This window comes from Hymenobacter norwichensis DSM 15439 (assembly GCF_000420705.1).
Lineage (GTDB): Bacteria > Bacteroidota > Bacteroidia > Cytophagales > Hymenobacteraceae > Hymenobacter > Hymenobacter norwichensis.
Map to the genome: position 1 here is coordinate 244,316 of NZ_ATVL01000010.1, position 13,359 is coordinate 257,674.

Annotated in this window: 10 protein-coding genes; 2 read left to right on the top strand and 8 right to left on the bottom strand. The window is 56.5% G+C overall.

Annotation, left to right across the window (positions count from 1 at the left end; translation table 11 throughout):
* The first annotated feature begins 216 nt into the window (after positions 1-216).
* Positions 217-876 carry a hypothetical protein gene (locus tag G536_RS0119140; protein ID WP_022825216.1) on the top strand — a complete coding sequence of 220 codons (660 nt, stop codon included), beginning with the start codon at positions 217-219 and terminating at the stop codon, positions 874-876.
* Between the two features lie 7 nt (positions 877-883).
* Here the strand turns inward: G536_RS0119140 and G536_RS0119145 are convergent, their stop codons facing one another.
* The gene (locus tag G536_RS0119145; RefSeq protein ID WP_026880382.1) at positions 884-1,507 is read right to left on the bottom strand and encodes a DUF4159 domain-containing protein; all 624 of its coding nucleotides are present in this window, start codon (positions 1,505-1,507) and stop codon (positions 884-886) included.
* 237 nt (positions 1,508-1,744) lie between these two features.
* On the opposite strand from G536_RS0119145, the gene G536_RS30960 reads away from it, so the two are divergent.
* A complete protein-coding gene (locus tag G536_RS30960) occupies positions 1,745-2,365 on the top strand; it encodes a porin family protein (protein ID WP_022825218.1) in 621 nt (206 codons plus the stop codon).
* Positions 2,366-2,603: 238 nt separating this feature from the next.
* On the opposite strand, the gene G536_RS0119155 is transcribed toward G536_RS30960, so the two are convergent.
* The 7 genes from G536_RS0119155 to G536_RS28900 all read right to left on the bottom strand — a co-directional run bounded on the left by G536_RS0119155 (position 2,604) and on the right by G536_RS28900 (position 13,327).
* Positions 2,604-3,275, bottom strand: a complete 672-nt coding sequence (locus G536_RS0119155; protein ID WP_022825219.1) for a hypothetical protein — start codon at positions 3,273-3,275, stop codon at positions 2,604-2,606.
* 96 nt (positions 3,276-3,371) lie between these two features.
* Complete coding sequence (locus G536_RS0119160; protein WP_022825220.1) at positions 3,372-4,697, bottom strand: TldD/PmbA family protein; 1,326 nt, start codon at positions 4,695-4,697, stop codon at positions 3,372-3,374.
* A 156-nt stretch (positions 4,698-4,853) separates the two neighbouring features.
* Positions 4,854-6,503, bottom strand: a complete 1,650-nt coding sequence (locus G536_RS0119165; RefSeq protein ID WP_026880383.1) for a TldD/PmbA family protein — start codon at positions 6,501-6,503, stop codon at positions 4,854-4,856.
* A 333-nt stretch (positions 6,504-6,836) separates the two neighbouring features.
* The gene (locus G536_RS0119170; protein WP_022825222.1) at positions 6,837-8,489 is read right to left on the bottom strand and encodes a TldD/PmbA family protein; all 1,653 of its coding nucleotides are present in this window, start codon (positions 8,487-8,489) and stop codon (positions 6,837-6,839) included.
* A 35-nt stretch (positions 8,490-8,524) separates the two neighbouring features.
* A complete protein-coding gene (locus G536_RS0119175; protein WP_022825223.1) occupies positions 8,525-9,859 on the bottom strand; it encodes a TldD/PmbA family protein in 1,335 nt (444 codons plus the stop codon).
* A gap of 108 nt (positions 9,860-9,967) precedes the next feature.
* Positions 9,968-11,617 (bottom strand): TldD/PmbA family protein, encoded by a 1,650-nt coding sequence (locus G536_RS0119180; protein ID WP_026880384.1) that lies wholly within the window; start codon positions 11,615-11,617, stop codon positions 9,968-9,970.
* Between the two features lie 234 nt (positions 11,618-11,851).
* Positions 11,852-13,327, bottom strand: a complete 1,476-nt coding sequence (locus G536_RS28900; protein WP_245575862.1) for a RagB/SusD family nutrient uptake outer membrane protein — start codon at positions 13,325-13,327, stop codon at positions 11,852-11,854.
* Positions 13,328-13,359 lie beyond the last annotated feature (32 nt).

Sequence of the window (13,359 nt, forward strand, 5' to 3'; positions counted from 1 at the left end):
CGGCTAAAGCTACTGCAAATCAGTACGGAAAGTGCAGTTCCCGCAACAGCCTTTATGGTCTGTAAACCAGTTGCCGTAAAGTCAGAAATGCTAGTTGCCAGACAGTGAATTCAGGGCTGATTCAGGTCTTTAGGATGAATTTACTTGCTAGGGCAGAAGTCTGATTGACTTGCTGAATGGTTTGTCTTCCCGCGTAGTAAAAACCTACTTCGAAGCATGATACGCACCTGCTTCTCCCGCGCCAAGTATTTGGCTGTTCTGCTACCCTTCGCTGGCCTGTGCCAAAGCCAGGCCCACGCCCAAACCATTCCTGGCTTGGTGCAAACGGCCCACTCCGAGTTCCGCAATGCGGTGCGCCTTGATGTAGGCGGCATATTCGCCCGAAACATGGCCTATAACATCCTCAACTCCAATCCGCAGTTTCTGCTGCCGCTGCTGGTTGGCTATGAGCGACAACTGGCACCCCGGCTGAGTGGCAACGCCGAAGTGCTGCTAAATGGTGGGCAGCCAGATGAGCGAATGGCTGGGCTGGCGCTACAAGGCCGCTACTATTTTTATCAGGGGCGCAAAACGGGCCTGAACGGTTTCTACGCAGCGCCTACCCTGAGCTACCGCGCCGTGCGGCAGTTGCACTACTATAGCATCAGCCCGGAGCGACGCAAGTTAGGAGGGGCTGGTGTGCTACTCGGTGCGCAGGTGCCGCTGGGCAGCCGGTTGCTGCTCGATGCGTCGGGTGGGGTCATGAGTTGGAGCCGGCTCGACCAGCAGTCAGCCGACGAGGCGGCTTCAAACCTTTATTACCGAGACAGCCGGACGTACTACGAAAGAGAAAAAGTGGTGTTCGATGGCCGCCTCAGCCTCGGCTACCGCTTCTAGCAGAGCGCTAGGCCGTGAGGGCATAGAGCAAGATATTGACACCGAACTTCGTGTTGTCTTCGGCTAGAAAGCGCTTATTGCGGAAGTCGTAGTCCCACTCGCAGCCGTAGTCTTTGTTGGAGTAGAGCACGCCCAGGCGGCCGTTGAATTCGATGCCTTTCAGGTAGTCGTGCACTAGGTCGTCGCCCCAGCCGTTGAGCTCGAACGAGGTGGGCGGCGGACCGTCGGGGAACTTGAAAAACTGCGAGTAGATGGCGTGCGTTTTCGGTAGCTTCTTCAGCGCCCCCGTCCCGAAGCACTGCCGCATTTGCTCCTCGAAGGAGCGGGCGAATAGCCCATCGATGTCGTGGTTGCAGTCGTCGACGAACACGAAGCCGCCGTTGCGCACGTACTGCGTGAAATTCGCCTTTTCCTGCGCCGAGAACTGCACCAGCCTATGCCCCGAGAGGTAGCAGAATGGGTGCCGGAATAGCTCCGGCGAATCGAGAGCCACCACTTTCTCTTTCTGATTGACTGGAATTTTGGTGTACTGAATAAGCGAATGGAGCAGGTTGGTGGGCATCCGCTCGTCTACGCCATCCCAGTCGCCGGAGCGGTATTGCAGGCGCACGAAAGTGAAAGGAACTGGCACGAAAGAGTAACTGAGTAACGAGTAGCGGAGTAAGGTAAGAGGCAGCCATTGCCGAAACAACTCCAATATAGACGCAAGTGGCCTCGGCAAGGTGACTTTTCAGCAGCGGATTACCAGGAAAATTGTGGCACGGCGGTGGAGTAAGCTCCTGCCAAAAAGATGTTGGTAGGGAAAGTATGCGAGTGGCACGAAATTTTCGTTTACCCGCTAACGTCAAACCAATCTGCTTTTCCTACTATGAAACTGACTCGCTTACTTCCCCTGCTTTCTGTGCTGCTGCTGGCGGGTATCAGCCAGGCCCAGGCCCAATTCGGCATCAAAGCCGGCATCAACCAAGCCGTACTCGACGGCCAGAACATCAACATGGACACCGACTACAAGACCACCTACCACGTGGGGGCGTTTGTGCGGCTGCCCGTGCTGGGGCCGCTGTCCATCCAACCCGAAGTGCTGTATTCGTTGCAGGGTTCGGAGTTTAAATCGGCCGTGTCCAACTACGATACCAAACTGCACTACCTCAATATCCCGGTGCTGGCCCACGTGAAAGTGGGACCGGTATACGTGGAAGGCGGTCCGCAATTCGGTGTGCTGCTGGGGGCTCGTGAAAATGGTACCCTCCGCATCAGCGCTGCCGACGGCTACGGCCCCGTAAACCGCGGCGCCGACAACAACTACAAGAAAGGCGACTTTGCGCTAGCCGCCGGCGCTGGCTTAGAGCTAGGTAGTCTGATTCTGGGCGTCCGGTACACCGCCGGCCTCAACAACATCAACGACGTAGCCGACCTGAACGGCGCTAACGACCCCCGCCTGAAAAACCGCGTGGTACAGGCTTCCGTGGGGATTAAGTTCGGAAAATAACACTGCCGCCAACACATAAAAAAGCCTGTTCCAATGCACGAAACAGGCTTTTTTGTGCGTGATAGATTTTTCTAAACTAACTAAGGTGTACGGATACTGAGTCTTTCTGATAAAAACCGAACTTTCATGCAGAGGCGCCGCCGAAGCATCTCGCGGGCTGATGTAGCAGGTTACTGCACTAGCGAGATGCTTCGCCGCCTCTGCATGACAGTTCTTTTCGTTTGCTGGTTTACAAAGCCTAGTTCGTGCTGCCGCCAGCAGGGCTGTTGGTTAGCTTGTTGTACTCGGATATGATGAGCACCATGTCCTGGTAATGGTAGTATTTGTCTTTGTTTTTCACCTTGGCAGCTAGTTCGGGCTGGGCCTTTAGGTACTCGCTGATCTGCTCCTCGAACTTGCCGCGCTTCACTTCCGTCACTACGCCAGCGCGGCGCAGGTACCAGTGGTTTTTGGTGTACGGAATACCTGCCATCGGCACCAGCATGGCCCCTGGTATGGGAATCGGGACTGGCACCGATTTGGCCTCGGCAAAGTTGAACAGTTCCACCGGCCCATCCACCAGGCGGGCCGCCAGCAGGTGCAGGCTCTTGCCGTTCATTTCCAGCGTTTCCGAATACTGGCCTCGCACCGTCATGTTATTTATCTTATCGACGCTGATGTAGTGCGGTTTCGGGAAGGGGCGCACCTCGGGGTGGGTGTTGTAGTAAGAAATGGTCTTCTCGAACCCGTTGATGCTGTGCGGAAAGTAGGCCTGCACCACCTTGCCTTCCGGCGTTACCACCTCACCAGGGGCGTAGTCGCTGCGGCGGCTGGTTTCGGTGGAATCGGTAGGGCTGCTGGCCGGCGTCTGCTGCGCCTGGCTGGCTACGCCCGTGCTTAGCAGTAGTACACTGAATAGAAAGTGCTTCATAGAAATTGATAATGTTAAATAATACAACAAGAACAGCCTGCATTCACTCAGGCAGAATGAACACAGGCTGCAAATTACTATTTCTTTGCTAGTGGCCTATACCGCGTCAGACAAGCTGGTGAACGTGAAGTCCCGGATTTTTAGCGGGGGTACCATGTTGCCGCCGAGGCGTACTGGTTTGCCCATCGCCTCAATGTTGTTGAGCATGATGATGGGGCTTTCGTTGAAGCGCATGTTTTTGATAGGATGCTTGATTTTGCCGTTTTCGATATAGAACGTGCCGTCGCGGGTGAGGCCGGTAACTAGCAGGGTTTGCGGGTCCACGTCGCGGATGTACCACAGCCGCGTGACTAGGATGCCCTTAGCGGTGCCTTTGATGAGGTCTTCCACGCTTTGGGTGCCGCCTTCCATAATCCAGCCGCTGGGGAAAGCCGTGGCGGGTTTCTTGCTTTTCTCGGCCCAATAGCGCGAGTAGTACAGGTTCTTCATCACGCCTTTTTCCACCCAGTTCATGCGCTTTACGGGCAGTCCGTCGCCGTCGAACACGCGGCCGGGGGCGGTGGCGTTGAGCGGGTCGGAGTAGATGCTCACGCGCGAGTCGAAGAGCTTCTCACCGAGCTTGTTGCCGCCGCCTTTCTTGCTCAGGAAACTGCGGCCCTCGTCGGCCTCCCGGGCATCGAGGGCGTACATCAGCCGGTTCAGAATACCCTCGTCGGACACCAGCGCGGCGGGCTCCAGAATGACGGTGTACTTGCCGGGCTCAATGGCCTTGGCGCCCACCGAGCCAGCGGCTTTGGCGGCGGCTAGGCTGGTGAGACTCTTGGCGTTGAACTTGGCTACGTCGGTGTAATCGGCCACGGCATAGCCCGAGCCGGTGCCGTCGGCGGTGCGCACCGTTACCGAGAAATCCACCTGCGTGAATTGCTGGTAGCCTTCCAGCCCTTTGTTGTTGCGGATGGCCACGAAGCTGGGGCCGTCTTCGAGGTAGCCGGCGGCCGTGAGCTTGCGCGGCTCGCAGAGCGCAATGCTGTCGGCGGCCACTTGGGCGCGGTAGTCGGCGGTGATGCCGGCGGTAGCGGCGGCGTAGGTGGTGGGCGTCAGGAATTGCTGCGGCCCGAGCATGGGCATGTACTCGGGGTCTTCGGGCGCGAGCCGGGCAATTTCTTCGGCCCGCTGCACGCAGCGGCGCAACGTGGCATCGTCAAACTGGTTGCAGGTAGCCACCCCCGAGCGTTTGCCAAATCGTGCTTCCACGGCCAGACTTACGTTGTCGGATGAGCCAGCGGTGCTCACGTTGTTGCGGGCGTAGCGGATATTGCCGGTGGTGCGGCCGTTAAGCTGGCCCGCGCACTCGTCGGCGGTGCTGAAGCCAAGGACCTTCTTGAGGATGGCCTGCGCTTCGTCTTTGGAAAGTATTGCCATGGGTTGATGTGCTGATTGATGTGGGTTGATCGGTTGCTGCTAGCACGTCATTCCGAGTGCAGCGAGGAATCTCGCGTGCTGAGGTCTGATTACTAATCCTGTGTTAGCACGCGAGATTCCTCGCTGCACTCGGAATGACAGTTCCTGCAAATAAGCTCAGCCGATTTTGCGGGCGGTGTTAATGACGTTGACGCCGTTGAAACGGGTGGTGCTGGAGCCGTGGCTCACCGCCGAGCTTTGCGAAGGCTGGCCTTTGCCGTCGAAGAACGTGCCCATAAGTTGGTAGTTGGACTGGTCGCAGGAGCCGGCGCAGGAGTTCCAGAACTCCTGGGTGTTGGCCTGGTAGGCCACGTCTTCAATCATGTTGGTAATCTTGCCTTTCTCGATGGCATAGAACACCTGCCCGCCAAACTGAAAGTTGTAGCGCTGCTGGTCGATGGAGTAGGAGCCCGCGCCGGAGATAAAGATGCCTTTGTCCACCTTGCTGATCATTTCATCCACGCTGAGCTTGGCGTTACCGGGCTTCAAGCTCACGTTGGGCATGCGCTGGAACTGCACATCCTGCCACGACTGCGAGTAGCAGCACCCGTCTGATTCCTGCTGGCCGACCATGTGCGCTTGGTCCCGGATCTTCTGGTAATTCACCAGCTTACCTTCCTTAATCAGGTCCCACTCTTTCGTTTTCACGCCTTCATCATCGTAGCCTACTGCCCCGAGGGAACCCGGTTGCAACTTATCGGCCACGATGTTGACTTGCTTGGAGCCGTACGGAATGTTCTTGGCCTTCCAGTCCAGCGTCGCGAAGCTGGTGCCAGCGAAATTGGCCTCGTAGCCCAGCACCCGGTCTAGTTCGGTCGGGTGGCCTACGCTTTCATGGATGGTGAGGCCTAGGTGAGCGGGGTCGAGCACTAGGTCGTACTTGCCGGGTACTACGCTTTTGGCTGTTAGCTTTTCCTTGGCATGCTTGGCCGCCTGCGCGGCATCCGCTAGTATGTCGTAGCGCTGCCGGTAGCCAACCACCGTCGTGCCAGCGGGGCCGGCTATTTTTTCACTGGCGCGCGGGGTGAGGTACTCGTAGCCCAAGCCCATAGCCGCCGACATAGCCTCGCGGGAGCGGAACTTGCCGGTGGCTTTGTCGATGGCCGTGACGGTGAACGTGGGCCAGATGCGGTGCACGTCCTGGTCGATGTAGGAGCCGTCGGTGCTGGCAAAGTACTTCTGCTCGTTCACCTGAAACAGGGCCGAGTTGATGTAGTTGGCGCCGTTTTCCAAGGCTTTGGCGTTGGCCGCCAGCAGTAGTTCCACCTTCTCCTTTACGGGCACCTCAAAGGCATTTTTCTCGATGGGCGTTTTCCAGCTGACCTCACCGTAGCCACGTTGCGGGGCCAGTTGCACGGGTTGTTTCTGCACCTTCTGGTTGGCTTTGGCAATGGCCACCGCCGAACTGGCCGCCGCCGCAATGCCGGCTTCCGTCACGATGTTAGTGGAGGCAAAACCCCACGCCCCGTTAACCAGAGCACGCACGCCGGCCCCGAGGCTTTCGGTACTGGTGATGTTCTGCACCTGTTTCTCGCGAGTGAAAACGTACTGGTTGAGGTAGCGGCCAATCCGCACATCGGCGTACGACGCGCCGGCGGCTTTGGCGGCGTTTAGCGCGGCGTCGGCGAGGCGCTTTTTCAGGGCGGGGTCCATTACCTCCAGTAGTTGCTCAGGGTCCACGAGCATGCCACCCAGGCTGGGCACGCTCGGTAGCAGCAGGCCCCCGGCCGCCAGGCCGGTCAGCCCCATAAAGTCACGTCTTTTCAAGGTGATTGGGGTTTGGAAAGTGAAGGGTTTTGAGGTGAGGTAGCAGCAATAGGATGCAATAAAATCGTCCGTCATGCTGAGCTTGTCGAAGCATCTCACGTGCTAATGTTGTGGTGCTAAATGACTTTACCACACTAGCGAGATGCTTCGACAAGCTCAGCATGACGTTCTATTTGTACGCATCTACTTTCGCCAACCAGCTAATAGATGGCGGTTGGTAAAGCAGAATTGTTTGGGCGCTAGTGAAATATTCGTAAAATCTAATGATAAAGCAAAACCGCCCGCTCGATTTAGGTCGAGCGGGCGGTTCTTACTGGAAATCAGCCAGGAAATCTAGCCGATTTTACGGGCGGTATTAATGACGTTGACGCCGTTGAAGCGAGTGGTAGCCGAGCCGTGGCTCACGGCCGAGCTTTGACCCGGCTGGCCCTTACCGTCGTTGAAGGCCCCAAACAAACGGTAGTCGGACTGGTCACAGATGGCCGAGCACGAGTTCCAGAACTCCTGGGTGTTGGCCTGGTAGGCCACGTCTTCGAGCATGCCGGTGATCTTGCCTTTCTCAATGGCATAGAACACCTGGCCGCCGAACTGGAAGTTGTAGCGCTGCTGGTCAATCGAGAACGAGCCGTTGCCGGCAATGTAGATGCCCTTGTCCACTTTGCTCACCAGTTCATCCACGCTGAGCTTAGTGGTGCCGGGCTTCAAACTCACGTTGGGCATGCGCTGGAACTGCACGTCCTGCCACGACTGCGAGTAGCAGCACCCATCCGACTCCTTCTGGCCCACAATGTGCGCCTGGTCCCGGATTTTCTGATAGTCCACCAGTTTGCCCTCCGTAATGAGGTTCCACTCCTTGGTTTTCACGCCCTCATCATCATAACCGACGGCGCCCAGAGAGTTCGGCTGGAGCTTATCAGCTACAATATTGACCAGCTTCGAGCCGTACGGAATGTTCTTGGCCTTCCACTCCAAGGTGGCAAACGAAGTGCCGGCGTAGTTGGCCTCGTAGCCCAACACCCGGTCTAGCTCGGTCGGGTGGCCCACCGATTCATGGATGGTGAGGCCCAGGTGGTGCGGGTCAAGTACTAGGTCGTATTTGCCGGGCGTCACGCTTTTGGCCGTGAGCTTCTGCTTCACCTGCTTGGTGGCACTTACTACGTCTTCCAGCATGTCGTAGCTGTTTTTGTAGCCCACTATATCGGAGCCGCTGGGGCCGGCAATCTTGTCGGCGGCTTTTGGCGTGAGGTACTCGTAGCCCATGCCCATGGGTGAGCTGAGCGCCTGCCGGGTCCGGAACTTGCCCGAGGCCCGATCAATGGCCGTGACCCCGAACGAGGGGTAGATGCGGTGAATATCCTGGTCGATGTAGGAACCGTCGGTGCTGGCGAAGTACTTCTGCTCGTTCACCTGAAACAGCACCGAATTTACAAACGAAGCACCTTGCTCCAGTGCCTTTGCATTGACGGCCAGCAGCAAGTCCACCTTGTCCTTGATGGGCACCTCGAAGGCGTTCTGCTGAATGGGAGCCTTCCAGCTGACCTCGCCGTAGCCTTTCTGGGGTGCTAGCTGCACCTGTGCTTTTTGCACCTTGGCGTTGGCCTTAGCAATCTGCACGGCCAATTGCGCGGCTTTGGCCAGTCCGGCTTCAGTTACGATGTTGGTAGCCGCAAAGCCCCAAGTACCGTCGGCAATAACCCGCACGCCCGCGCCGTAGCTTTCGGTGCTGCTGATGCCTTGCACCTGCTTTTCACGGGTGAAAACGCCCTGGTTGAGGTAGCGCCCAATGCGCACATCGGTATAAGTGGCCCCGGCACTTTTGGCGGCGTTCAAAGCTGCGTCGGCCAGCCGTTTCTTAATGGCCGGGTCTACAGCTTCCAACAGCCGCAGCGGGTCCACTTCCACGCCATTGCCGAAACCTGGGATGTTCGGTATAAACAGAGCCCCGGACGCTAGTCCGGTAAGCCCCACAAAATCACGTCTTTTCATACTATTAATTCAGGATAGAGTATGGAGCAGTTCTTTTATACCGCGTCGGAAAGGCTAGTGAAGGTGAAATCCCGAATTTTGAGGGGCGGCACGAGGTTGCCGTTCACGCGCACTGGTTTGCCAATGGCTTCCAGGTTGTTGAGCATGATAATTGGCGACTCATTGAAGCGGAAGTTCTTCACTGGGTGCTTGATTTTGCCGTTCTCGATGTAGAAGGTTCCGTCGCGGGTAAGGCCCGTGTACAGCAGCGTTTGGGGGTCAACGGGGCGGATATACCACAAGCGCGTTACCAGAATACCTTTGGCAGTACCTTTAATCATGTCCTGCACGCTCTGAGTGCCGCCTTCCATAATCCAGCCGCCGGGCCGCGGGATGTCCGGAATACCAGCTTTCTTGGCCCAGAACTGCGAGGTGTAGAGGTTTTTCACCACGCCCTTCTCAATCCAGGTCATTTTCTTTTGCGGACGGCCGTCGCCGGCAAAGGTGAGGCTGGCAATTTCGGCGTTGGCGGGGTCGGAATAGATGGTTACCCGCTCGTCGAACAGCTTTTCGCCTTTGCGGTTGCCGCCGCCCTTCTTGCTCAGGAAGCTGCGGCCTTCGTCGGCGTTACGGGCATCGAGGGCGCCCATCAAAGCAGCCATCAACGAAGCATCGGAGTTGGCTACCAAGGCTGCTGGCTCCAGGATAACGGTGTACTTACCGGGCTCAATAGCCTTGGCGTTGCGCGAGTTAGCGGCTTTTTCGGCGGCGGTCAAGGTTAGCTTGCCAGCATCAAAGGCGGCGGCATCAATGAAATCGGCAGTGGCATAGCCCGAGCCGGTGCCGTCGGGGGTACGTACCGTAATGCTGAACTCCACGTTGGAATACTGCTGGTAAGCCTCCAAGCCCTTGTTGTTGCGCTTGGCTACAAAACCAGCTTCGTCGTTAAGAAACGCTGCCGACGTTACCTTTTTCTCGTCGCAGATTTTCATGGTTTTGCCGATCTGGGTGGCGCGGAAATCGGGCGTGATGCCGGCCGTAGCGGCGGCAAACGACTTAGGCGCAGCCACGTAGGTTTGCGGGCCCAGCAGCGGCATGTACTCGGGACTTTCGGGCGCGAGCCGGGCAATTTCTTCGGCCCGCTGCACACAACGGCGCAACGTGGCATCGTCGAACTCGTTGCAAGTTGCTACGCCTGAGCGTTTGCCGAAGCGCGCTTCTACGCCCAAGCTCACGTTGTCGACGGCACCGCTGGTGCTGATGGCATTGCGGGCCGAGCGTACGTTGCCGCCGTTGCTGCCGCTCAGCGTGGCTTCGCACTCATCGGCGGTACTGAAGCTGAGTACCTTCTTGAGGATGGCTTGGGACTCGTCTTTGGAAAGGATGGCCATGGGGTTGATATGGTGATTGTTAATTGTGGATAGTTGGTTGTCGGTTGCTGTGAGTGGCTGTTAGCTAGAGTTCTAGCTTTGCGTCAATCAGCAATTAACAATCAACCATCATCCTATTTTTCTAGCGGTGTTGATGACGTTGACGCCGTTGAAGCGGGTGGTGGCCGAACCATGGCTCACGGCCGATACTTGGCTGGGCTGGCCCTTGCCATCGAAGAACGAGCCGAACAAGCGGTAGTCGGACTGGTCGCAGGAGCCGGCGCAACTGTTCCAGAATTCCTGGGTGTTAGCCTGGTAGGCTACGTCCTCCACCATACCGGTGATTTTGCCTTTCTCAATGGCATAGAACACTTGGCCCCCAAACTGGAAGTTGTAGCGCTGCTGATCAATGGAGTAGGAGCCACGGCCTGCAATGTAGATGCCCTTGTCCACCTTACTCACCATCTCATCTACGCTCATTTTCTCTTTGCCGGGGAGCAGGCTCACGTTGGGCATGCGCTGGAACTGCACCGAACTCCAAGAGTCGGCATAGCAGCACCCATCAGACTCGTTCTGCCCCACAATGTGTGCTTGGTCCCGAATCTTCTGGTAGTCCACCAGCTTGCCTTCCTTAATCAGGTCCCACTGCTTGGTTTTCACCCCCTCGTCGTCGTAGCCTACCGCCCCAAGAGAGCCAGGTTGCAGCTTATCGGCCACGATGTTTACTTGCTTGGAGCCAAACGGAATGTTCTTGGCCTTCCATTCCTGTGTTGCGAAGGAAGTACCAGCATAGTTGGCCTCGTAGCCGAGTACCCGGTCCAGCTCGGTAGGGTGACCCACCGATTCATGAATGGTGAGGCCTAAATGGTTAGGGTCGAGTACTAAGTCATACTTGCCGGGAACTACACTTTTAGCCGTCAGCTTGGTACGCGCGTGTTTGGCCGCTTGGGCGGCATCTTCCAGTATGTCGTAGCTATTGCGGTAGCCGATGATGTCGGTGCCAGCGGGGCCGGCAATTTTGTCGGCAGCTTTGGGCGTAAGGTATTCGTAGCCCATGCCTACGGGGGCACTCATGGCGTCGCGCGAGCGAAACTTGCCGGTAGCTTTGTCAATGGCCGTGACGCTGAACGTAGGCCAAATACGGTGCACATCCTGGTTGATGTAGGAACCGTCGGTGCTGGCGAAGTATTTTTGCTCGTTGATCTGAAACAGCGAGGAATTCACGAACGAAGCGCCGTTTTCTAGTGCCTTGGCATTGGCAGCTAGCAGTAGGTCGGCTTTCTGCTTTACGGGCACTTCAAAGGCATTTTGCTGGATTGGCGTTTTCCAGCTGACTTCGCCGTAGCCTTGTTGCGGGGCCAGCTTCACAGGGTCTTTCTGCACCTTGGCGTTGGCCTTGGCAATCTGCACGGCCAACTGAGCGGCTTTCACCAGCCCGGCTTCGGTTACAGTGTTGGTAGCGGCAAAGCCCCAGGTGCCATTGGCAATAACTCGCACTCCAGCCCCAAAACTCTCGCCACTCACAATGTTTTGCACCTGCTTTTCGCGGGTAAAGATGCTCTGGTTGAGGTAACGCCCGATACGTACATCTGCGTAAGAAGCTCCGGCACTTTTGGCGGCATTCAAGGCAGCGTCGGCTAGGCGCTTGCTAACCGCCGGGTCCACAGATGCCAGCAGCCGAGCTGGGTCTACAAGGTCGCCGCCCAAACTCGGGAACGAAGGCAGAAATAGCGCCCCGCTCGCCAAACCAGTTAGGCCTACAAAGTCACGTCTTTTCAAAGAAAGGAAAGGTTTGGTTGGAAAGGAAAGAGAAGAACGGGCAGTTTAGGCAGAGTATTCGCAATCTGCAACTCAAGGACGCGAGTCGTAGGAGGGGGCTGCATATGTATAGGGCACTGGGGGCAGGATTGCCAGCACTCACCACTTGCGAGACAAACTGCTGGCCTGCTAAGCAGTAAAAAAAGAGGCCTCCTATATATTAAGGAAGCCTCTTTTATAGCAATCGGTGAAGCGTTAGTACCCTTCGTTTTGCACAATCAGTGCGTTGGTTTGAATTTCCGCGGCCGGTATTGGCCATACATAGCGGGGGTCGGAAGTAGGAATTGCCGGAACCGAGCTTTTAGCTGGAATGGTTTGGTTGAGCCGCATAATATCGATGTTGCGGATACCTTCTCCAACGAATTCGATCCGACGTTCCAGCAAAATAGCATTAATCAAATCCTGCTGAGAAATAGTAGCTGGGTAGAGGCTGCCATTAGAGCGGCCTCGCACGGCGTTCAGCAATTCCAGGGCGCGTGGAATATTCGTTGCGCTGGTTCGTGCCAGTCCTTCTGCTAAGTTCAGCATCACTTCGGCATAGCGAATTACTGGCGACTTATCCAGATAGGGGGTGCCGCTGGCGTATTTGCGTAAGTAAGAAGCGCCGCCAGAAACAAACACGAAGCTGGTTCTGCGGGCATCAGTAGCTGCCCATGCCGCATTGCCCAAAATACCGCTGGTATTCAGGAAAAACTCGCCATTGCCTACGGGTGTCGGTGTGAAATACCCCGCTAGTTGGTTTTGGGTGCCGGGTGCGTTCTGTGCTGTGAAGGGAAAGCTGAATATGCTCTCTGATGTCTCCTGTGGCGAAGCAAATACGGCGGCTATAGAGGCATTTAAGGCATTTGGCACCCCCGTTGTGGCCGTGAATGGTGCTGACGCCGAAACAATCTTGTTGGCCTCCGTCACTACATCAGCGTAACGCTGCATGCTCAGCAAAACTCGCGTTTTGAGGGCAATGGCAGTGTTCCGGTGAGCCCGCGTAATATTGGGTGCGGCAGCGGCGTTTCCGGTATATGTGAGTGGTAAGTTAGTTTCGGCAAATTGCAGATCCGCCAAAATCTGGGTGTACACTTCGGCCACTGTGCTGCGTGCTAAGTCGTTGCCTGGCAGAGAGTTTTCGGCCTGCAAGCGGAGCGGCAAACCCAATTTGCTGCCCGCGCCGTCGGCATAAGGCCGGGCGTAAAGCTGGAGCAATGAGTAGTAGCTCAGGGCACGTAGTAGCCGGGCCTCAGCTTTGTACTGCTCGGCAGTAGTAGCGAAGGTGGCTGGGAAAGTGGGAGCGACAAACTTGACCGAGTTGGCATCCATGCCGGCCAGGAATACATTGGCCTGGTTGATGGCCTGGTAAGCTGCTGACCATAAGTTCACTACATCGTTCTGCGATGTCGGCGTTAAGGCATGGGCCCACACGCCAAAGGCTGTTACACTGTTAGTGGTTCGGTTAATGAAATCATCAGCCCGTACATCATTATATACAGTGTAGCGCCCGCCGTAGAAAGCCCCTGTTTTGACGTAGGCGTACAGGTTGTTTACCTGAAGCTCAATTCGGGCAGGAGTATCAAATACAACCTGATCGGAGATGAGGGTTTCGGGAATGGGGTTCAGGTTGTCATCATTGCAGGCCGCTGTTCCAAGGCCCAGCAGTGCTGTGCAAAAAGCAACCGCCAACTTATTTCTGAGTGTGCTATTCATCGGAGATT